Raw genomic sequence first — 19,877 nt, forward strand, 5'->3', positions numbered from 1 at the left:
ATTTCTGAAATATCGACTTTTTTCGATGAATAAGCCGGTTTTAGGCGCTTATTAACCCTTAATTTCCATACTGCGGACGCACCTGTCCTACAGGCTCCAGCAAATGTCGGCGCGCCATCCACAGGTTCGACAACGCAAACAGTGTTACCAACTGCGCGGTGTTTTTTACCAGTCCGCGAAACCGCACTTTGGTGTAACCAAATTGGCGTTTGATGACCCGAAACGGGTGCTCAACCTTGGCCCGAGTTTGCGATTTAGCATATTCGATCTTGCGCAACGCACGGCCAATGACGCTTTTTTCACCATGTTTGCGACGGCTGCTGGGCCTGGCGGAGATCGACCAGATCATCTCGCGCCCCTCATGTTCCGGCCGCTTTTCCACCCCGGTGTAGCCCGCGTCGCCGCAGACATGGCTCTCTTCGCCGTGCAACAACTGATCGACTTGGGTAACGTCCGCGACGTTGGCTGCCGTGCCCACCACGCTATGGGTCAGGCCCGTATCAGCGTCCACCCCGATATGCGCTTTCATCCCGAAATAATATTGATTTCCTTTCTTGGTCTGATGCATCTCGGGATCGCGTTTACCCTCTTTATTCTTGGTCGAGGTCGGCGCATGAATGATCGTGGCGTCAACGATAGTGCCTTGACGAAGCATCAAGCCTCGGTCGCCCAGATAGCCATTAACGACCTCCATGATGCCCCTGGCAAGATGGTTTTTCTCCAGCAGGCGACGGAAGTTGAGGATCGTGGTTTCGTCGGGAATGCGCTCCAGATTCAAACCCGCAAACTGGCGCAGAATCGTTGTCTCATACAGCGATTCTTCCATGGCCGGATCGCTGTAGCCGAACCAGTTCTGCATCAGGTGCACACGCAACATCGCCATCAACGGATACGCCGGACGTCCCCCAACACCCTTTGGATAATGCGGTTCGATCAACGCAATAAACCCCTTCCAGGGCACGACCTTGTCCATCTCGCTCAGGAAAATCTCACGGCGGGTCCGCTTACGTTTACCTGCGTACTCAGCATCAGCGAAAGAAATCTGCTTCATGGGGCTCAACCGTTCAGCTCATGTGATGGAGGGTATTTCACCAGATTTGGAAACCTTTTTCAGAGTTTCCCTAGGACTAGGAAAGTAGTTGGCCGGACGGTTACTTAAAGATCTGGGAGAACACAGCCGTACACGGCACAGAACAAGACTAGAAGCACTAGCTTCATAGAATTTTCAAATTAAGCGCTAACGTACATCGTTGCAAAAGACCCCTACTGCAACCTCGGGCTTCAAATGAGCATTCCACCCGATGTTCCGAATGTGGATGTGCTTGCGAGATGCTATGCGTTGAATCTTGGACCGATTCTCCATATGGTCATCCCAGTGTGCATAAATCAACAGCCCTTCAATCGCCGAAATATTCTGAAGCGACACGCGTCCTCTCTTGAAAACAGGAGTCCCTAGCGAGAGCATAAATGCACGCTCGCCATGCGCTGCTTGCAGTCGAGCTAAGCGTTCGTGATGATCGCGCTGCTGATTGCGTACCGACACTGTTTGACGGTATGTCATACCAATGTAGTGAGTCTTCCACTTGGTATCGACTTGAGAGACGACGGTATAAAAGTAAGCCGTTTGGTCCTCCTGTATCGGTTGTTTGAACATATCCGCATGAGAGACGGGCTGCGTCCATTGAATGTCCGCAACTAGATCAAAGTGGTCAGGCCATGCTGCGCCAAAATTCGCACTATTCATAAAAAGAAGGTCTCTGTAATCATCATTGATTGTGAGGCTCCAACAAGCCTCTCGGACGTTGAGCCCGCGACTCTCGCCAACTCTTGGGTTCACGTTCCAGGATGCCCCGGCGTGAGACCGGATCCACCACATCAGCCCCCACATGGCGTGGGGTCGGGACGAGAGGCACAGCATTATCAACTCCACCAAGCGTATATCGGCCGGCAGCTATTCTTCCTTTAGCAGCCTACCCCGTTCATTCTCCCCAGGGCCCTAAGTCAAACGTGGATGGCCATGCATAACGCCCCCGTCCGTAAGGGGTATGACAAAATACGCCGCAGCCGATCTATTTCGTTGCGTCCCAGATCGATCATGTTGAGTGGGACAGACGAACCTATCGCGCGCATTCCGTACATTGATGCATGATTGATGGCCATTACTGAGGATCCTTCTTTGCCCGCCAACAAGAGCCGTGAAACCTTGAGCCGTCAATGGCAGCTGCTGAAGCTGCTGCCGCAACAGGGAAGTGGGGCAAGCAGCAGTGAGCTGTGGCGGAGACTAGCGGACGCAGGTCACCCGACTACTAAGCGCACGGTCGAGCGCGATCTGGATGAGCTATCCAGCATATTTGCACTGCAACGCAATGAGAAGAGCGTGCCATTCGGTTGGACCTGGACGCCACCCACAAGCCTGGAGTTAACGGCAATAAGCCTGACCGATGCACTAACGTTGCGGCTTACTGAAGAGAGTCTGCGTCCATTGATCCCTAGTTATATGCTCGCGGCGCTTGCGCCTAGGTTCCAGCAGGCTGAACGCAAGCTTACGGCACTGGAAGGACGTAATTCCGCTGCGAGCTGGCCGACCAAAGTTGCCAGCGTACAACCGGCAATCACTTTGCAGGCTCCAGAAGTGGATGTTCAGTGCCTAGAGAACATCCAGCATGCCTTGCTGGACCAGCAGAAGGTCAGGTGTAGCTATTACTCCGTCCATCGAGACAAAACCAGTCAAATGACGCTCAACCCACTTGGTCTGGTGCAAAGAGGGACCGTAACCTATGTGATTGCAACGGCCGATCCGTATGAAGATGTCCGTCAATACGCGGTCCACCGCTTGAGAGAAGTCGAGCGGCTACAAGAGACTTGCCTGTTGCCCGACGGATTCAACTTGCAAACGTATATCTCCACGGGCGCTATGCAGTTTGGTGATCAACAACTCCCAGTTGAACTCAAGGCTTGGGTCACCCCCGGCCTCGCTCGGCTGCTCCAAGAGACGCCGCTGTCCGCAGATATGCGCCTGAGCACTGAAGAAGATGGCGCCTGGTTGCTGGCCACCGTTCAAAACAGCTGGGAACTGGAATGGTGGATTTTGTCTCATACCGGCTCCATTGTCGTTCATGCACCGGTGTCCCTAAGGCAACGGGTCATCGAACGACTAGGGCGCGGCATTGAGCTTTATCGCTAGCAACTCACAGGAGACGACTATGGAGTTTGATACTCAACACCTTCGCGCTGCCTGAAGCGTCGTGTTTTTTTACCGGCGCGGGATATCGACTAAGAGTGGAACTCCGACACCTTGAAGGTAATCGCCAGATAAAGCTTCAGGTCATTGGTAGTCTATAGCTTGTGGACAGTGGGCGCCGATATGCCAGGTGCGCGAGCCCTACTTCGGCAGCTACAGCGTGGCTCGCCAATACAGGGCCTGGTGACGTGTTTGAGCACGCGACGGACGGTGGGATTTGCGCCTGCGATAGAGTTTGCTCGAGTACCCATCTAGAAGCGGTGTCCGAAAACGCTGGTTCCAACAGGTGATAGTGGGGAATAAGAAGCTGATCAGAGAAGCGATTTCCAGCCTTGAACAACCCTGAGTTGCCCGCAGGATCGCTCGGGCGCGACGGCCGTCACGCTGACTGATGGTGGCTGAGCGTACACGGCGGTTCAGTTCGGTCTGTTCTTCTGGGTTGAGGACAATCTCTTGGGCGTTCACTTGCGTCCCCCGAGAGCTGAATGATAGGAAAAGTGTAGCCAAGAGCACAGGTGAATCATTTTGAAAAAAGCGCACTAGTGGCTCATTCCGGCAAAGCCGGCTTTGCCGGAAAGTGACCAGGGGGTAGCAAGTCTCGGCTGATATGGGTCCAGGCTGTGTGAAAACGCCTATACCGTTTTGACGTCTACTTTGCTACGTAAAAGTCTGCCCGCGCTTGGTTCGTCAGCAGGCCTAAACTTTGTGTAGGAGCGCGATTTTCGTTGCGATTCTGACTGCCAGCCTAGCTCTAAAACGTTTTCACACAGTATGTAGTGGTCTAATGAAACCGGACACCCATTTAGGCGAGAATGCTCGCCAGATCGAGGTGTCAAATGACCAAACAACGCCGTACCTTTTCTGCTGAATTCAAACGCGAGGCTGCCGACCTCGTGCTCAAACAAGACTACAGCTACATCGAAGCCAGCCGTTCACTCGGCGTCGGCGAGTCGGCACTACGCCGCTGGGTCACGCAGGTTCAGCAGGAGCGCCAAGGCGTTACCCCGCAGAGCAAAGCGCTGACACCGGAACAGCAAAAAATCCAGGAGCTTGAAGCCCGGATCGCCCGCCTTGAACGGGAAAAATCGATATTAAAAAAGGCTACCGCGCTCTTGATGTCGGAAGATCACGAGCGTACGCGCTGATCACTCAGCTGAGCGTCCATGAGCCGGTTGATTGGCTGTGTAAAGTGTTTGAAATCAACCGCTCAAGCTACTACGCCCACCGTCTCAAGCGCCGAACGCCTGATGTCGAACGGCTTCGATTGCGCAGCCGAGTGAGCGAGTTGTTTTCACAAAGTCGCAGTGCTGCGGGCAGCCGTAGCATCCTCACCTTGATGCGTGACGATGGTGAGCAACTCGGCCGGTTCAAAGTGCGCAGCTTGATGCGTGAGCTTGACCTCGTGAGCAAACAGCCAGGTTCACATGCCTACAAACGAGCGACGGTTGAACGGTTAGATATTCCGAACATCTTGAATCGGGAGTTCGATGTCCCGGCACCCAACCAGGTGTGGTGCGGCGACATCACCTACATTTGGGCCCAGGGGAAATGGCACTATCTGGCTGTCGTGCTGGATCTTTGCGCACGCCGAGTGGTGGGCTGGGCGTTGTCAGAAAAGCCGGACGCCGATCTGGTTATCAAGGCGCTGGATATGGCTTACGAGCAACGAGGAAGGCCTCAGGGCCTGCTGTTTCACTCGGATCAAGGGTCGCAGTATGCGAGTCGTTTATTTCGCCAGCGTCTGTGGCGTTATCGAATACGCCAGAGCATGAGTCGCCGGGGAAATTGCTGGGACAACGCGCCAATGGAGCGCGTGTTCCGCAGCTTGAAAACTGAATGGATACCGACTCTGGGTTACAGAACCGCCCAAGAAGCCCAGCGTGATATCAGCCTTTTCTTGATGCATCGGTACAACTGGATTCGACCCCATCAATTCAACGGTGGGATGGCGCCAGCTCGGGCCGAAGAAAAACTTAACGTCGTGTCCGGGATTAGTTGACCACTACAGTATGGGACGATAGCTTCCCATCCCGAAAAGCAGCTATTAGCTAATTCTATCGGGAAAGTCGTTGGCGGTTTCGGCGGCAAAAAAAAACCGACTGAAATTGTAATCCGTATTTTATATAGGGGAACATCGGCTTAAATTTTACGTGGCAACGAGCATAATGGGAGCTTTCCAAGCTTTGTACAGGTTAAACCAACCTTCTCTGATTTTTTCAACAGAGTCAGCCAATAGCAGGCGTTCGCAGCAAACGCCCTAGAGGCAGAGACCGGGCACGATCTGATTTACCATAACTGCCGCCAACCACCAACGACTAAACCTTGCCTTTCCAGGGTACCAGCTTGCGTTCGAGCCAGCGCATACCTAGGTCGAACAGCAGTGCTATGGCGCCAATTACCAGAATGCCCATGATCACCACGTCGGTGGCCATGAACTTGGAAGCTGTCAGCACCATAAAACCCAAGCCGGCGGTGGCGGCAACCATTTCAGCGGCAACCAGAGTGGTCCATCCAAAGCCGATGGCGATGCGCATCCCCGTTAGCACGTCAGGCAACGCCGCTGGCATGATCACGTGCTTGAGCACCTGAGCGCGACTGGCACCCATGGAGTACGCTGCGTGAATCTGTTCGATGGCCACAGACTTCACACCGGCCCGCGCACTCAGGGCTAGCGGAGCGAACATGGCGAGATAGATCAGCAGAATTTTCGAGCCCTCACCGATGCCCATCCAGATCACCACCAATGGCAGATAAGCCAGCGGTGGCAGTGGACGATAAAACTCAACCAGCGGATCGAAGATACCGCGAGCCACGCGATTGACTCCCATCAGGATGCCGATCGGAATGGCGGTTAGCACAGCCAGCACAAACGCACCAAACACCCGCAAGGCGCTCCAGCCAATGTGCTTGAGCAAGGTAGCGTCGGCAAAGCCTTCCTGGAATACATCCACCAATTGCGCCCACACAGCCTGTGGCGATGGCAGGAACAGCGGTTTAATCCAGCCGCCGTTGGTGGCGACGTACCATGTGCCGAACACCACGCAGATGGTCGCCAGGCTCAATGTCAGGCTCGAGCCGTTACCTGGCGCGCCGTATTGCTCGCCGGGTTTGGCAGGTGCTGCGCGACGCAGCTCGTTCCAGGTGCGCATTACCGCGCGGCGTTGTTTATCATCGAACAGGCTCATGCAGCCACCTCATCACCATGAATGATGCTCAGAATTTGCTCGCGCAGCGCAATGAAGTCCGGGCTGGACTTAACTGATCGAGCATCGCGACAGGCGAGGAATCGCTTGCCGAAGTCCACCGGGAATTCGTGGGTGATACGGCCGGGACGCGGCGACATAATGATCAGCCGGGTCGCCATGAACAGCGCTTCCTCGACATCGTGGGTGATGAAGAACATCATTTTTTGCGTGCTGTGCCAGATGTCGAGAATCAGCTCCTGTAAGCGCTCGCGAGTCAGTGCGTCGAGCGCGCCCAGCGGCTCGTCAAGCAGCAGCATTTGTGGATCGTTGGTCAGCGCACGGGCGATGCCAACCCGTTGTTGCATGCCACCGGACAGCTGATAGATCGCGTGCCCGCTAAAATCCGCCAGCCCGGTCAGCTCAAGAAAATACATTGCCCGCTGTTCACGTTCGGTCTTGGACACGCCGCGCAACTTCAGGCCAAAGGCGACGTTGTCAAGCACGTTGAGCCACGGCAACAACGCATGCTTCTGGAACACCACCCCACGCTCGGCACCGGGGCCGGAGACTTGATCGCGCAACTCTGCGCCTGCGCCGAACTTTTCTGGCACTTGCCCGTGATAGTCGCCCAAGGTGATCAGGCCGCTGCTGGGCTGGATGAACCCCGCCATCAAATTCAGCAGCGTGGTTTTGCCACACCCCGATGCGCCCAGCGCAACGACAAAATCACCGGCGGCAATGTTCAGGTTAACTCCGGCCAGGGCGCTGACCTGTTGGCCTTTCTGTTGCCCCGGATAGAGCACCGAGACATCGTGGATTTTGAGGCTCAGGGTCATGGCAGTTTTCTCATGTTGGGTTCGGCATCGTCCGATCATTGGCTGGTCGGACGATGCAGGGTTTGCGCCGGGCTACTCGGCGGCTTGAACAAAGTCGGGGATGATGGCGACGCTGTAGTCCGGCAGCACAGCCGAGATTTTTTTCTGCGTTTTGAGGAACTCCGCCGTTGCTGCCAGCGCCTTGGCTGCGCCGCTGTCTTTCCCGTTGCCCAGCCACTTGTTGCTGGCCTGTTCGGACGCAAGCGGGAACTGATACAGCGCCAGCACCAGCGGAACTTCATCAGGCTTGGCACCAGACTGTTTGGCGATATTGATCACTTGCGGCGAGCTGGCCGTCCAGGTGTCCGGTGCCTTGACGTAATCGCCCGTGCTGGCCTGCAACACTTTGGTGAACGAGGTCATACCGTCCTTGTTTTCGGCCGCGAATTTCTTGTCGACGACAATGCCGTCGAAGGTGGCTTTGCCCCAGTTGGTCAGTTCGCCCGAGGTCAGTAACACGTGACCGCTCTGTTTCAGTCGACCCAGCGCCGGGTCCCAAATGAAGGCAGCGTCAATATCGCCACGCTCCCACGCCGCCGGAATGTCCGAGGGTTGCAAATTGATAACCTTAACCTTACCGGTCAGGCCAAACTGCTCAAGGGCAAACAAGGCATGGAAATGGGTCGTGGACACGAACGGCACCGCGAGGGTTTTACCCACCAAGTCCTGAGGCGCGACGATGCCGCTGCCATTGCGCACTACCAGTGCTTCAGCGCTGGCGATGTTGTCGAGAATCCAGAACAACTGCGCGTCGACGCCACGGCTGACCGCTGCGGCGATCGGGCTGCTGCCCGCCACGCCGATCTGCACGTCACCGGAGGCCATCGCCAGCATCACATCGCCGCCGCTGTCGAAGTTGCGCCACTGGATATCCCAGCCGGTAGCTTTCTCGAATTCCTTCTCGGCTATAGCGTTCTTCCAAGGCGCAAACATGCTCTGCACGCCGATGGTAACGGTTTGGGCATGAACGGTGGCGGCGAGGCCAATAGTCAGCGGCAACAGGAGTAATCGGCGAATCCATTTATGCAGGGGCTTGAGCATGGTGGAACTCCAGAGTGGGATGACATGTTTAAAGTCCATGCGATCTTAGTGCCGGCTCGAAGCTTGCTCTAGATCCAGTTGCTACGGCCTTTAGTGCCAGCGGGTTTCACACCCCTTGCGCGACAAGGCCTGTAGCGTTTTTGGTGCGTCATTAGGGTGCGCCCAAGCGGGAGCCTGGACTATGTTGGAGCGCTATTTTCATCCGTTCGAAGCAGGCCGGGGCTTGCAGGAACAATTGCGCGAGCGGCTGCTCAACGCGATCCTTGATGGCGCGATGCCGCCCAGCGAGGCGATGCCGTCATCGCGCAAGCTCAGCCAACTGCTGAAGGTATCGCGCAACACCGTGGTTCTCGTTTACGAGCAACTTGCGCAGGACGGTTACCTGACCCCATCCGACCGGCGGGGTTACTTCATCAACGAGAAGTTCCTGCGCCAGCAACTGAACATCAGTCTGCGTCCTTCCAGTCAGAAACTGTTCGACCGGCCGGATCATGCGCCGGACTGGGAAAGTCGCATGCAAACCGAATCGGCGCAGATGCGCGCGATAGTCAAACCGCGCAATTGGCGTGAGTACCGTTACCCATTTATATATGGGCAGATTGAAGCAGACGAGCAAACCGCAGCGCGTTGGCGTGACTGCGCGCGCATCGCGGCCATGGGCGCGCACATGCGTTCTTGGGTCGACGATCAGGTGACGCTGGATGATCCGCTACTGGTGGAACAGATCATTCAACGTGTACTGCCCAAGCGCGGAATAAAGGCCAGGCCGGAAGAGATTCTGGTGACCATCGGAACACAAAACTCGCTGTACATGCTCGCACAACTGCTGGGACGACCGGGGCTGATCATGGGCCTGGAAGATCCTGGTTACGTAGACGCTCGCAATATTTTCGGCTTGATTGGTTGTGATTTAAGGCCCTTGCGCATCGACGGCCAAGGTCTCGTAGTGGACGAGCAACTCGATGGCTGTGAAATGTTGTTTTGCACGCCCAGCCATCAATCGCCCACGGGCGTGACGATGCCGGTGTATCGCCGTTTGGAATTGCTAGCCAGCGCCCGAGAGCGGGATTTCCTGGTGGTCGAGGACGATTACGAAAGCGAGCAAAACTATTTGGGAAGCAACCATCCCTCGTTAAAGAGTTTCGATGACAGCGGTCGAGTGATCTACCTAGGCAGTCTGACCAAAAACTTGCTGCCTGGGCTGCGCCTGGGATTTATTGCGGCAGATCCGGAGCTGATTCACGAGCTGCGGGCGTTACGGCGTTACATCTACCGTCATCCCCCCTCCAACAATCAGCGCACGCTGGCGCTGTTTCTGTCGATGGGACACTACGACGCCCATGCCCGTCGCCAGCGGGATCGTTTGGCTCGCAAGTGGCTATTGATCAGCCGTGCATTGGCCGACTATTTGCCCGATTGTCACGCCAGCGGCATGGCCGGCGGCTCGTCTGTGTGGGTGACCTGCCCAGCGGAACTGGATGCGTGGGTGTTACAACGTTTGGTGGCCAAACGCGGCGTATTGATCGAGCCCGGGGATATCCATTTTTTGGGAAGTGAACGCCCGCAATACCATTTCAGGCTGGGGTTTGGGGCGATTGCAGAGGAGTTGATCGAGCCGGGGATTGCGGCGCTGGGAGAAGCTTGGCGAGAGATGAAATGCAACTTGCAGGTTGAGTCCACCGCGAGCCTGTAAACGCTGTCAAAAGGCTGCGACTGTCCATCAGAACAGATTGCAGCCTTCGGCAGTTACACAGCGTTGGGACCCGATCAGGCGTTACAGATTCTCTTGACCCAACGTGGTCTTGAGGATATCGATCATCGCATCCACATGCTGCCGCTCAGCCACCAATGCTGGGGCGAAGATGATCGCGTCCCCAGTGGTTTTCACGTGCAGGCCTGCTTCATATAAGGCTCGCTGCACACGGTTTCCTTTCGCTCCTGGTGCTTCTCCCGGGGTCAGCTGAATACCGCTGAGCATGCCGTAACCACGCAGGTCGCTGACCTGCGGCAGACCGCGCAATCCACTCACGCATTCAAGGAAGTATGGCGACAGTTTCTCGCCCTTGGCAAACAGGTCTTCATTGCGGTAGATGTCCAGCGAAGCCAGCGCTGCCGCACACGCCACGGGATGCCCCGAGTAAGTGTAGCCATGGAAGAACTCTGGCCCAGAGCCTTTACTGGCGCCGACGACGGTCTCAAAAATCGCCTGATCCACTGCCACCGCCCCCATCGGAATCGCACCGTTGGTGAGGGCCTTGGCCATGGTAATGATGTCTGGCTTCACGTTGAAGCTCTGCGCGGCGAACGCCTTACCAGTTCGACCGATCCCAGTGATGACCTCGTCGAACACCAGAAGAATACCGTGCTTGTCGCAGATATCACGAAGACGCTTCAGGTAACCGACTGGCGGCACGTAAACGCCAATGGAGCCGGCAATCGGTTCAACGAAACAAGCCGCGATGCTGTCCGCACCGTGGGTGTCGATGATGCGTTCCAGATCGCTGGCCAGATCAATGTCGCTGTTCGGCTCGCCCAGTTGAAAGCGCTGCTCTTCCTGCCAAGTGTGCCGCATGTGGCTAACATGAGGCAGTCCGCCCGCCGCGAAGGCCTGACGGTTGCGCATCATTCCAGACAAGGCCACGCCACCAAAGTTGACACCGTGATACGCCCACTCACGAGACACAAATCGTGTGCGCTGCCCCTCGCCGCGAGCGCGATGATAGGCTAGGGCAATCTTCATCGCGCTGTCCACTGACTCGGAACCTGAGTTGGTGAAGAACAGCTTGTTCAGGCCTTCAGGCAGCAATTCGCTCAGTCGCTCGGCCAGTTCGAACGAAAGCGGCGAACCGCGCTGAAAATGAGGGGTGAAGTCTAGGATCATCAATTGCTTCGACACGGCCTCGGCGATTTCCGAACGACCATGGCCCGCTGCGCTGCAAAAAAGGCCTGAACTACCATCCAGTAGTTCGCGACCATCAGCGGTCCAGTAGCTCAGTCCCTCAGCCCGAACAAACAGTTGCGGCGCACGCTGAAACTCACGGTTGTCAGTGAAAGGCATCCATTGATGATCAAGATTCGTTGTCATGGGTTCATTCCTGAAGGTGGACACGGTAAAGGCCGATGATCATCAGCTTAGCCATGCACGTCTCCAGGCCTTAGATCCAGATGGGGGATTCTATGGAGCCAGGAAGAGGCGCAGTGCTAGGTCTACACGCCGCTCTGGCCCCATAGAAATGCCTGTCTGGATCTAAAGTGAGACCTGCCGCTTGAATAGAGTGGCGTCATTCTACTGGGGAAGCCGGCCTTGAATCCTGAACTGAGCTTTGTCCTTAACGTCCTGTGTGTGCTGGTCGCGGCAGTCATTCGCGGCCTCACCGGATTCGGCTTTGCCGCCATCGCCGTTGTCGGTCTGGCAATGCTCGGCCCTCTGAATCAGGCCGTACCGCTGGTGCTGTGTCTGGAAGTATTGTCGAGTCTGATGCTCTTGCGCGGCGCCTTTCCACAAGCCAACTACCCGCAACTCAAGCGCCTGCTGATTGCCGCCGCTTGCGGTGTGCCCTGCGGCATCTGGTTGCTGACCGGAATGAACAGCGACTGGTTGACCATTGGCGTCTATTTACTCGTCGGGCTGCTGGCGTTACTCGGACTGGTCCGGGTCACGCTGCCTATGGGCAAAGGACAAGTAGGCGGCTGGGTGGTCGGCGCAAGTAGTGGCGCATTGATCGCGGCGTTCTCGATTGGCGGTCCGCTGGTTGTGGCCTGGCTCAGTCATATTGGGCTGAGCGCCGTGGCCTTGCGCGCCACCCTTATCCTGTTTTTTTTCGTCGTGGACCTGGCGGCGATTTCGGGGCTGGGGCTGGCCGGAGCGATCCCTAACCAGACACAGACTCACGTTTTATACCTGATGCCTGCCTTGCTGGTTGGCCTGTGGATCGGTCAACAGTTGTTCATCCGCATACGTGCCGAAGCGGCGGCACGTTTTACTCAATGGCTGTTGCTCGCGCTGGCAGGCTTCGGCTTGCTCGGTCATGCATGGTCCTGAATCAAAGGAAGTCCCAATGACCCCGACACTCTTTATCACTGGCGCCACGTCCGGTTTTGGCGAAGCTTGTGCTCGACGTTTTGCCACAGCAGGCTGGTCGCTGATCCTGACCGGTCGCCGCGAAGATCGTCTGACGGCGTTGGCGGATAAACTCTCGGCGCAGATTGACGTGCTGCCACTGGTGGTGGATGTGCGTGACCGACAGGCCATGCAGGAGGCCATCCTCAGTTTGCCACCGAGGTTCAGTAAGCTTCGCGGATTGATCAACAACGCTGGGTTGGCGCTCGGCACCTCGCCGACGCAGGACTGCGATCTGGATGACTGGGACATCATGGTCGACACCAACATCAAAGGCCTGCTGTATTCGACACGTTTGCTGCTACCGCGATTGATCGCCCATGGCGCGGGCGCCAGCATCGTCAATCTAGGTTCAATAGCCGGCAACTGGCCGTACCCTGGCAGCCATGTATATGGCGCCAGTAAGGCATTTGTCCGTCAGTTCTCGCTCAACTTGCGTTGCGACCTGCAAGGCACAGGCGTCCGGGTGACCAACCTCGAGCCGGGCCTGTGCGAGAGCGAATTCTCACTGGTGCGCTTCTCGGGCGATCAGTCGAAATACGATGCGGTTTATGCAGGCGCCAATCCGATCCAGCCAAAGGACATCGCCGAAACTATCTTCTGGGTCTTCAGCCAGCCTGCCCACATCAACATTAATAGCCTGGAATTGATGCCTATCACCCAATCCTGGAACAATTTTGCGATCACACGGGGCTCGTCAAATGGCGCGTAAATGTGGATCAACGAAGCTAAGGGCTTAAGGATGTCAATGAAGCATTGCGGGAAATTTCAGATATCCCTCAGCGACTCTAGAGTACGTGCGCTTTGGACACGAAAGTAAGGTGGTCGAAATGTTGTTTGCCCACCTCCAGCACATCCTGAAATTGGATCGCTTGCGACTACGTGGCATGAGTGACGCGACCGATGAATTCACGCTTGCGACAGCGGCATAGAGCCTGCGGCGTGCCGTTCGGCGTGTGCACATTAACCGGACTCGATAGCGGCAGCCAGAGTATCGGCGTCTATCTACTGATTGGTACGCTGACGATCATGGGGCTGGTCCGCCTGAACATCGCCATGGTCAATAACAGGCTCGGAGCCTGGCTGGTAGGTAGTTGCTCCGGCGCGTTGATCCGTGCGCTTTCGATTGGTGGCCCGTTGGTGGTTGCCTGGCCTCGGTAGGCGCCATCCACATTGGCACCGCGTAACAGGTCCTGTACCTGCTCCCGGCACTGCTCGCTAGCTTGTGGCTAGGGCAACAGCTATTCCTGAGCCTGCCACCGGATCGCGCAGTCCGCCTCACCCGGCTACTAATACTGCTGTCAAGCATGGGCCTGAAAGGCCGGGCATGGTCATGACGAATCCGCCCTTTCGGGGCACGCCGCCTCATGCACCCGTTGATGCGCCGTATCGGTGCATCGGCCCTCTAGCACCACCCTCGAACGGGCGCGTAAACATCACCTCCATGGGCCTACACATCGGGATGTCATTACCTCATATACCCCAAACCCACGGTACCGCAGGCCCTCACACTGGCTCTATCGAAACTCTCATCTGGCACCACGCTTTGGTCGACAACTTGCATTGTTGCTCACCAGGAGTGGGGCACCGGCTCCCTCAGCGTTTGAATACATCGCCTAGGAATTTCCATGCAAGAAAAGCCATTTGCACCTGCAACCGGGACTGTGATCCCTCGCTATGCCGGCATCGCCACATTGATGCGCTTACCCTATACCGAGCTGACAGACCCTCGCATCCATGAAGTCGACATCGGTTTGATAGGCGTGCCGTGGGATGGCGGAACCACCAACCGGCCCGGTGCTCGACATGGCCCACGGCAAGTCCGGGACATTTCGACCATGGTGCGCAATATCAACCGGGCCAGCGGTATCAACCCGTTCTCGCTGTGTGCCTGTGCTGACTTGGGTGACACCCCGGTCAACCCGATTGACCTGGTGGACTCACTTAATCGTATTGCCGGTTTCTACGACCAGGTCGTGCAAGCCGGCATTGCGCCGCTGTCCGTAGGTGGCGACCACCTTGTCACCTTGCCAATCATGCGGGCCCTAGCCAAGGACGGCCCCATCGGCATGGTGCACTTCGATGCCCACACCGATACCTGGGACCGCTATTTCGGCGACTGCAAATACACCCATGGAACCCCGTTCAGAAGAGCAATCGAAGAAGGCTTGCTGGACCCTAAGCGAACGGTGCAAATCGGTATTCGCGGAGCCCTGTACAGCGACGCCGATAACGACTGGGGCGCCCGGCAAGGTATCCGCATCATCGACATCGACGAGTTCCAGACCATGGGAGTCGAGAACGTTATCAAAGAGGCCCGAAGAGTCGTCGGCGACGGTCAGACCTATGTGTCATTCGATGTCGACGCCTTAGACCCAGTGTACGCCCCAGGTACTGGTACCCCCGAAATCGGAGGGCTTACAACTCTGGAAGCACAACACCTTATTCGCGGGCTCAGGGGCTTGAACCTGATCGGAGGCGATATTGTCGAGGTCTCCCCACCGTTCGACGCCAGCGGCAATACCGCCCTGGTCGCCGCCACGTTGCTATTCGAAATTTTGTGCGTACTGGCTGACAGCCTTGCCACCCGGAATGCGCGCTAAACGGAGCCCAGGCAAAGCCTGAGGCATTGAGTGCGATGACGTTATTAATGAGTGTTTTACATCACCCATGGAGCTTTTTATGAAAACTTTCCTACGCGTCACGGCACTTTCCTTGATGGGCGCCATTGGCCTTGGCCTCTGCACCCAAAGCTATGCACAAACGCCCGATCTGCTTGAGCGCATCAAGGCCAAGAAAGAAATAGTGATAGCCACAGAAGCTCGTTACGCCCCGTTCGAATATATCGAAAACGGTAAAATCGTCGGCTACGACGCCGACCTGATGCGCGCCGTCATGGCACAGATCTCGGATGTCAAAGTTAAGCAATTGGACCTACCATTTCAGGGCTTGCTGCCCGGCCTAGACACCAAGGCATTCGATATCGTGGTGACCGCCATCACCATCAATAAAGAACGTGCCAGCCACTTTTCGTTTACCTCGCCAGTGGCCATTTCCATGACCGGGTTACTCGTCAAAGAACGAGACAGCAAGCTTAACGCAGCCGTCGACCTCGACAACAAAACCGTTGGTTCGCAAACCGGCTCGGTACAGCTGCAAGCCTTGGTCGCACTCGACAAGCAACTGAAGGACAGCGGCAAGCCTGGCTTTAAAGCCATCAAACAATACGTCAGCTTCGACGAAGCTTATGCCGACCTTGGCTCAGGGCGACTCGACGCGGTGGCGCAATCGGTGGCCAACCTCGGCCCACTGCTCAAATCGCGCCCAGGCCTATTCAAGGTGCTCCCTGGTTCAATAGGTGAACAAAGCTACTTCGCCTGGGCGGCCCGCAAGGATGCCGACAGCGAAACCCTGGTCAAGTTGTTCAACGACGGCATTGCTCGCGCATCGGCAGATGGCACCCTCAAGCAACTGCAAACGAAGTGGTTCGGTAGCACCATGGACGTTCCGTCCAGCGTGACGCCCTGAGTCCATAGCCCATACCATCAGGTAGCCGACATGAATCTGACTGATCTTATCGCCCGATGCGTAGCCTATGCACCGCAACTGTTAGAGGGTGCCTTCACAACGCTGATGTTATCGGGGGTGGCCGTTGTCTGCGGGTTCTTTGCCGGCATCCTGATTCATACCCTGTCCACCCATGGTAGTCGCCCGATCGTTTGGGCGACAAAGGCCTACATCAGTGTGTTTCGCGGCACACCCGTGCTCGCGCAACTGTTGGTGCTCTACTACGTGCCGTCGGCGCTGGGTTTGAGCTTTCCCGGCATCGTCGTCGCGGTCATTGGGTTGACACTGAACACAGCGGCTTATCAGTCGCAAATATTACGCGCCGGCTTCCGATCAATCCCGCAAGGGCAAATCGAAGCGGCACTGACCTTCAACCTGACGCGCCGCCAGCGACTTTGGCACATTGAAATCCCGCAGGTCGTCGCTTCGACGCTTCCGGCGCTCATCAGCGAAATGATCGACATCGTAAAGGCCTCTGCCGTGGTCTCGGTAATCGCCGTGACCGACCTGATGAGGGTCGGCCAGCAACTGTCCTCGTCTAGCTACCGGCCACTGGAGGTTTATACCCTGACGGCCGTCTTCTACCTGGCCATTACCTCGTTGCTATCGCTGGGCGGGTACTGCTTCGAACAACGAATGATGCGTCGTAATGGAACTCAATGATGAATGTCATCAGCCCCGAAACCATCGAACTGCTGTGGCGGTATGTCAACGCTATGCTTGTGACTCTTGGGGTCAGCTTGCTCGCCGCGCTCATTGGCATGATCACTGGATTCACCCTGAACGCCTTGCGCATCTGCTATGCACGTCAGCTGAGCATTCCCTACCGACTGCTTGTGTGGCTCATACGTGGAACACCCTACTTTTCACAACTGATGATTGTCTATTTCGGCTTGCCGGTGATTGGGCTCACCCTGAGTGCCGCTCAAGCGACGGTCGCATCCCTGGCGCTGTACTCGTCGGTCTACTTCGCGGAAATCTTCCGTTCTGGCTGGAACAGCATCGCGCCGGGGCATCTGGAAGCCGCTCAAGCCTTCGGTATTAACCGCTGGCAGTCCCTGCGTCATATCGAAATGCCCCAGGCGCTGATCTTCGCGCTGCCTCTGTTAGGCAATCAGACGGTCCTTGTCATCAAGGAAAGCGCCGTGGCGTCTGTCATCACGCTGCCCGAACTGACCATGACCACCGGGGAAATCGTGTCCTCCACCTACAACTACGTCGGCCCCTACGCACTGCTGATCCTTGGCTATTGGCTACTTGCCCAGACCATTGCGTTGGCAGTGCGCGGCTGCGCAACCTTCATGACCTCACCGCAGAGAACCCTATGACCCTACCCATCTTGCAACTGCGCGCCGTTGGCAAGTCATATGGCGCCGTCCGCGTTCTCAAAGGTGTTGACCTGGACGTCAAGCGCGGCGAAATCGTTTCACTTATAGGCCCCTCCGGGTCCGGAAAAACCACCCTGCTGCGCTGCATCAACTTCCTAGAGGCTTATGATGAAGGTGAAGTCTGGATCAAGGGCCAGTTACTCGGTTACCACTCCAAGGGCCGCACCCCGCAGGACCGCGACAGTGAAGCAGCGATTGCCGAAGTGCGTCGTCCGGTCTCTATGGTCTTCCAACAGTTCAACCTGTGGCCCCACATGACCGTGCTGGAAAATGTCGCCGCCCCCCTGATGCTGGCCAAGAAAATCAAGAAGACCGAGGCACACCGTCTTGCGGGTCTTGCCTTGGAACGCGTTGGCTTGGCGGCCAAGGCTGATGCCTATCCGGCGCAACTGAGTGGAGGTCAACAGCAACGAGTCGGCATTGCCAGAGCACTGGCCATCGAACCGGAAGTTATGCTCCTCGACGAACCCACTTCAGCACTGGACCCCGAGTTGGTCGAAGAAGTACTCAGCGTGATTCGTGGACTTGCACACGATGGCATGACCATGGTCATGGTCACCCATGAAATGAGCTTTGCCGCGAAAATCTCAGACCATGTGGTGTTTATGGAAGCCGGACGAATCGTCGAAGCCGGGCCGCCCGCGCAGTTGTTTGGGAAGTCGGCCACCCCACGCATTCAACAATTTTTAAAGCCCTGGCTTGACCGCAACCTCTCGATATAACCCCTTCTGGGGCTACGTGACCACTACACGTGAGAGGTTGTTGTTATGTGCGAAACTGCACTACATTTGACCACCTGTTTGCATTCGACCTGACCAGTCATTTGCATTCGTTCTGACCACCGATTGCATCGGATTTGACCAGCACGCTTCGTAGCCATGACCGGCAGAGAACGGCCGATTGTGTTGAAAAAGTCGGCCTTGGTTTTTATGGCATAAAAGTACGCGTCGCAGATTGAACACGTGAATGTCCGTAGAGCCTTTCAGACTGAGATTTCACGTAGCAGCGTGCTAAAAAGGTGCTTCCACCGATCAACCTTGCGGCAGTTTGAGAAAACCGACTTTTTTCAACAGAATCCGCTGTATCCAGCCAGGCTCAAAGCGGTTGCCCCACCCGGCAAAATCCGTAATGGGGCGTCCTGTTGTAATGCGAAAACGCCGGAGGGCCAATAGGAAAGGAGCTGGTTTATTTTCGCTGCCGATATTTATCCATAAGGATGATTTCCAGCTAGATTTTAAACCCGCCAATCAGGTTCAGCCAGTCGGATGTCGGTGGGTATGCCCCTAAAGGGCGCGCAACCAAAAACACGGCTATCCGTGCGATCTCACACCCGAGATATCTTCTTCAAAGCTCCGGTGGCGGGTACGAATGGATCTGGCGGCTAAATGCACCTGCGTCTTACACACCTGGATACTCCGCCTCAATTTCCTCATCATCATCGACGCCAGTCCCCGAATAGTCCCGCGGCACTCGCTCGATATCCTCCGCCACTTTCTCAATCACCTCCCGCAACTCCAGCCCCTCTAGCCAGCGCGGCGGAATGGCTGCCGTGCCGTACTGAATGCCCAGCAAGTGGCCAGCGATCAGGCCGGTGCTGTCGCTGTCGCCGCTGTGGTTTACGGCATTGATGACGCCTTGTTCGAACGAGGTGGCGCTCAGAGCACACCAGATGCCGATGGCAAGAGCTTGTTCGGCGATCCAACCACCGCCGAGTTCGTCTATGCGTTCGGGGGTTGGGCGGTAGCCTTCGTAGAAATAGAAGAGCACGTTCTCGAGGATAGCGCGGGTTTCTTCCATACCGGGTTTGTGGCCGTGGGCGGCCAGACTTTCGGTGAGGGCATGTTCGAGGCTGTCCTGCCGGTCGGCCATGCGCTGAAGGATGTCGGCAAACAGGCCCGCGGACATATAGCCCGTAGGGTGACCATGAGTCAGACGGCCGGACTCGGCCGCGTAGTCGAAGCCGTTGCCGAAGAAGGCACAGGGCGCGACGCGCATGACGGCGCCGCAGCCTTTACTGTTGTTTTCGGCGAGAAAGCCAAAATGCTGACTGGCTTTAAGTGCGCTGATACAGGTATGACCTGGCGCGCGACGAGACCAGAGGGCGCGCTCTTTGACGAGCCAACCGTCGAGACTGACGTGGGTGGCGGACTGATAGTCCTGAGTCATAAGCCAGCGCAGCAGAGCGTGATGTATGACACTGGGCACATGACAGTTACCTCGCGAGCTGCCACGAACGTAGGCGCGCAGTAGGCCTTCAGCGGTAAAAAGCATCATTTGCGTGTCATCGGTAATGGCACCGGTCATGCCGTAAGCAGGGGCGAAATCGACGATTCCTTGTGGCCCGAACTTAGCGCGGATAGCGCTCCATTCGAGAAATTCAACGGGGGCACCCAGTACGTCACCTACTGCGCCGCCCAGCAGGCAGCCTTTGATTCGGTCAACTCTTTTCATATCCGTTTC

At 56.5% G+C, this 19,877-nt stretch carries 18 protein-coding genes; 11 read left to right on the top strand and 7 right to left on the bottom strand.

Annotated elements, in window-relative coordinates:
• Positions 1-58: 58 nt before the first annotated feature.
• Both ACVBEG_RS13945 and ACVBEG_RS13950 read right to left on the bottom strand, forming a co-directional pair.
• On the bottom strand, positions 59-1,051 hold the full coding sequence (locus ACVBEG_RS13945) for an IS5 family transposase (RefSeq protein ID WP_447107587.1): 993 nt from the start codon (positions 1,049-1,051) through the stop codon (positions 59-61).
• A gap of 186 nt (positions 1,052-1,237) precedes the next feature.
• On the bottom strand, positions 1,238-1,744 hold the full coding sequence (locus ACVBEG_RS13950; RefSeq protein WP_447107910.1) for a hypothetical protein: 507 nt from the start codon (positions 1,742-1,744) through the stop codon (positions 1,238-1,240).
• Positions 1,745-2,152: 408 nt separating this feature from the next.
• Here ACVBEG_RS13950 and ACVBEG_RS13955 point away from each other — a divergent pair, with 408 nt between their 5' ends.
• Together ACVBEG_RS13955 and ACVBEG_RS13960 are read left to right on the top strand one after the other, a co-directional pair.
• On the top strand, positions 2,153-3,184 hold the full coding sequence (locus ACVBEG_RS13955) for a helix-turn-helix transcriptional regulator (protein WP_447107911.1): 1,032 nt from the start codon (positions 2,153-2,155) through the stop codon (positions 3,182-3,184).
• Between the two features lie 893 nt (positions 3,185-4,077).
• Positions 4,078-5,240 (top strand): IS3 family transposase gene (locus ACVBEG_RS13960; RefSeq protein ID WP_447107390.1). Its coding sequence is split into 2 segments (ribosomal slippage): positions 4,078-4,333 and positions 4,333-5,240, totalling 1,164 coding nucleotides; the frame shifts between segments, so codons are not numbered across the junction.
• Positions 5,241-5,556: 316 nt separating this feature from the next.
• On the opposite strand, the gene ACVBEG_RS13965 is transcribed toward ACVBEG_RS13960, so the two are convergent.
• The 3 genes from ACVBEG_RS13965 to tauA form a co-directional block, all read right to left on the bottom strand.
• Positions 5,557-6,390 carry an ABC transporter permease subunit gene (locus tag ACVBEG_RS13965; protein WP_447108464.1) on the bottom strand — a complete coding sequence of 278 codons (834 nt, stop codon included), beginning with the start codon at positions 6,388-6,390 and terminating at the stop codon, positions 5,557-5,559.
• Positions 6,391-6,422: 32 nt separating this feature from the next.
• Positions 6,423-7,262 (bottom strand): taurine ABC transporter ATP-binding protein, encoded by an 840-nt coding sequence (locus ACVBEG_RS13970; protein ID WP_447107912.1) that lies wholly within the window; start codon positions 7,260-7,262, stop codon positions 6,423-6,425.
• Positions 7,263-7,334: 72 nt separating this feature from the next.
• Positions 7,335-8,342, bottom strand: coding sequence for a taurine ABC transporter substrate-binding protein (gene tauA, locus ACVBEG_RS13975; RefSeq protein ID WP_447107913.1), 1,008 nt, complete (start codon positions 8,340-8,342; stop codon positions 7,335-7,337).
• 181 nt (positions 8,343-8,523) lie between these two features.
• On the opposite strand from tauA, the gene pdxR reads away from it, so the two are divergent.
• Positions 8,524-10,035 (top strand): MocR-like pyridoxine biosynthesis transcription factor PdxR, encoded by a 1,512-nt coding sequence (gene pdxR, locus ACVBEG_RS13980; RefSeq protein WP_447107914.1) that lies wholly within the window; start codon positions 8,524-8,526, stop codon positions 10,033-10,035.
• A gap of 81 nt (positions 10,036-10,116) precedes the next feature.
• On the opposite strand, the gene ACVBEG_RS13985 is transcribed toward pdxR, so the two are convergent.
• Positions 10,117-11,427, bottom strand: a complete 1,311-nt coding sequence (locus ACVBEG_RS13985; protein WP_447107915.1) for an aminotransferase class III-fold pyridoxal phosphate-dependent enzyme — start codon at positions 11,425-11,427, stop codon at positions 10,117-10,119.
• A gap of 219 nt (positions 11,428-11,646) precedes the next feature.
• On the opposite strand from ACVBEG_RS13985, the gene ACVBEG_RS13990 reads away from it, so the two are divergent.
• The 8 genes from ACVBEG_RS13990 to ACVBEG_RS14025 all read left to right on the top strand — a co-directional run bounded on the left by ACVBEG_RS13990 (position 11,647) and on the right by ACVBEG_RS14025 (position 18,139).
• Positions 11,647-12,384: a TSUP family transporter gene (locus tag ACVBEG_RS13990; protein WP_447107916.1), complete on the top strand. Its 738-nt coding sequence runs from the start codon at positions 11,647-11,649 to the stop codon at positions 12,382-12,384.
• Between the two features lie 16 nt (positions 12,385-12,400).
• Positions 12,401-13,174: an SDR family oxidoreductase gene (locus ACVBEG_RS13995; protein WP_447107917.1), complete on the top strand. Its 774-nt coding sequence runs from the start codon at positions 12,401-12,403 to the stop codon at positions 13,172-13,174.
• Positions 13,175-13,365: 191 nt separating this feature from the next.
• Positions 13,366-13,623 (top strand): hypothetical protein, encoded by a 258-nt coding sequence (locus ACVBEG_RS14000; protein ID WP_447107918.1) that lies wholly within the window; start codon positions 13,366-13,368, stop codon positions 13,621-13,623.
• Between the two features lie 467 nt (positions 13,624-14,090).
• Positions 14,091-15,065 carry an agmatinase gene (gene speB, locus ACVBEG_RS14005; protein ID WP_447107919.1) on the top strand — a complete coding sequence of 325 codons (975 nt, stop codon included), beginning with the start codon at positions 14,091-14,093 and terminating at the stop codon, positions 15,063-15,065.
• A gap of 79 nt (positions 15,066-15,144) precedes the next feature.
• Positions 15,145-15,990: a transporter substrate-binding domain-containing protein gene (locus tag ACVBEG_RS14010; RefSeq protein ID WP_447107920.1), complete on the top strand. Its 846-nt coding sequence runs from the start codon at positions 15,145-15,147 to the stop codon at positions 15,988-15,990.
• A gap of 30 nt (positions 15,991-16,020) precedes the next feature.
• Positions 16,021-16,692 (top strand): amino acid ABC transporter permease, encoded by a 672-nt coding sequence (locus tag ACVBEG_RS14015; RefSeq protein WP_447107921.1) that lies wholly within the window; start codon positions 16,021-16,023, stop codon positions 16,690-16,692.
• A complete protein-coding gene (locus ACVBEG_RS14020) occupies positions 16,692-17,357 on the top strand; it encodes an amino acid ABC transporter permease (RefSeq protein ID WP_447107922.1) in 666 nt (221 codons plus the stop codon). Before ACVBEG_RS14015 ends, ACVBEG_RS14020 begins: the two co-directional genes overlap by 1 nt.
• The gene (locus tag ACVBEG_RS14025; protein ID WP_447107923.1) at positions 17,354-18,139 is read left to right on the top strand and encodes an amino acid ABC transporter ATP-binding protein; all 786 of its coding nucleotides are present in this window, start codon (positions 17,354-17,356) and stop codon (positions 18,137-18,139) included. The genes ACVBEG_RS14020 and ACVBEG_RS14025 overlap by 4 nt, the downstream gene beginning before the upstream one ends.
• Before the next feature lie 676 nt (positions 18,140-18,815).
• Here the strand turns inward: ACVBEG_RS14025 and ACVBEG_RS14030 are convergent.
• A complete protein-coding gene (locus ACVBEG_RS14030; RefSeq protein ID WP_447107924.1) occupies positions 18,816-19,868 on the bottom strand; it encodes an ADP-ribosylglycohydrolase family protein in 1,053 nt (350 codons plus the stop codon).
• Positions 19,869-19,877: the final 9 nt, after the last annotated feature.

It is taken from the genome of Pseudomonas sp. GG8, assembly GCF_052976945.1.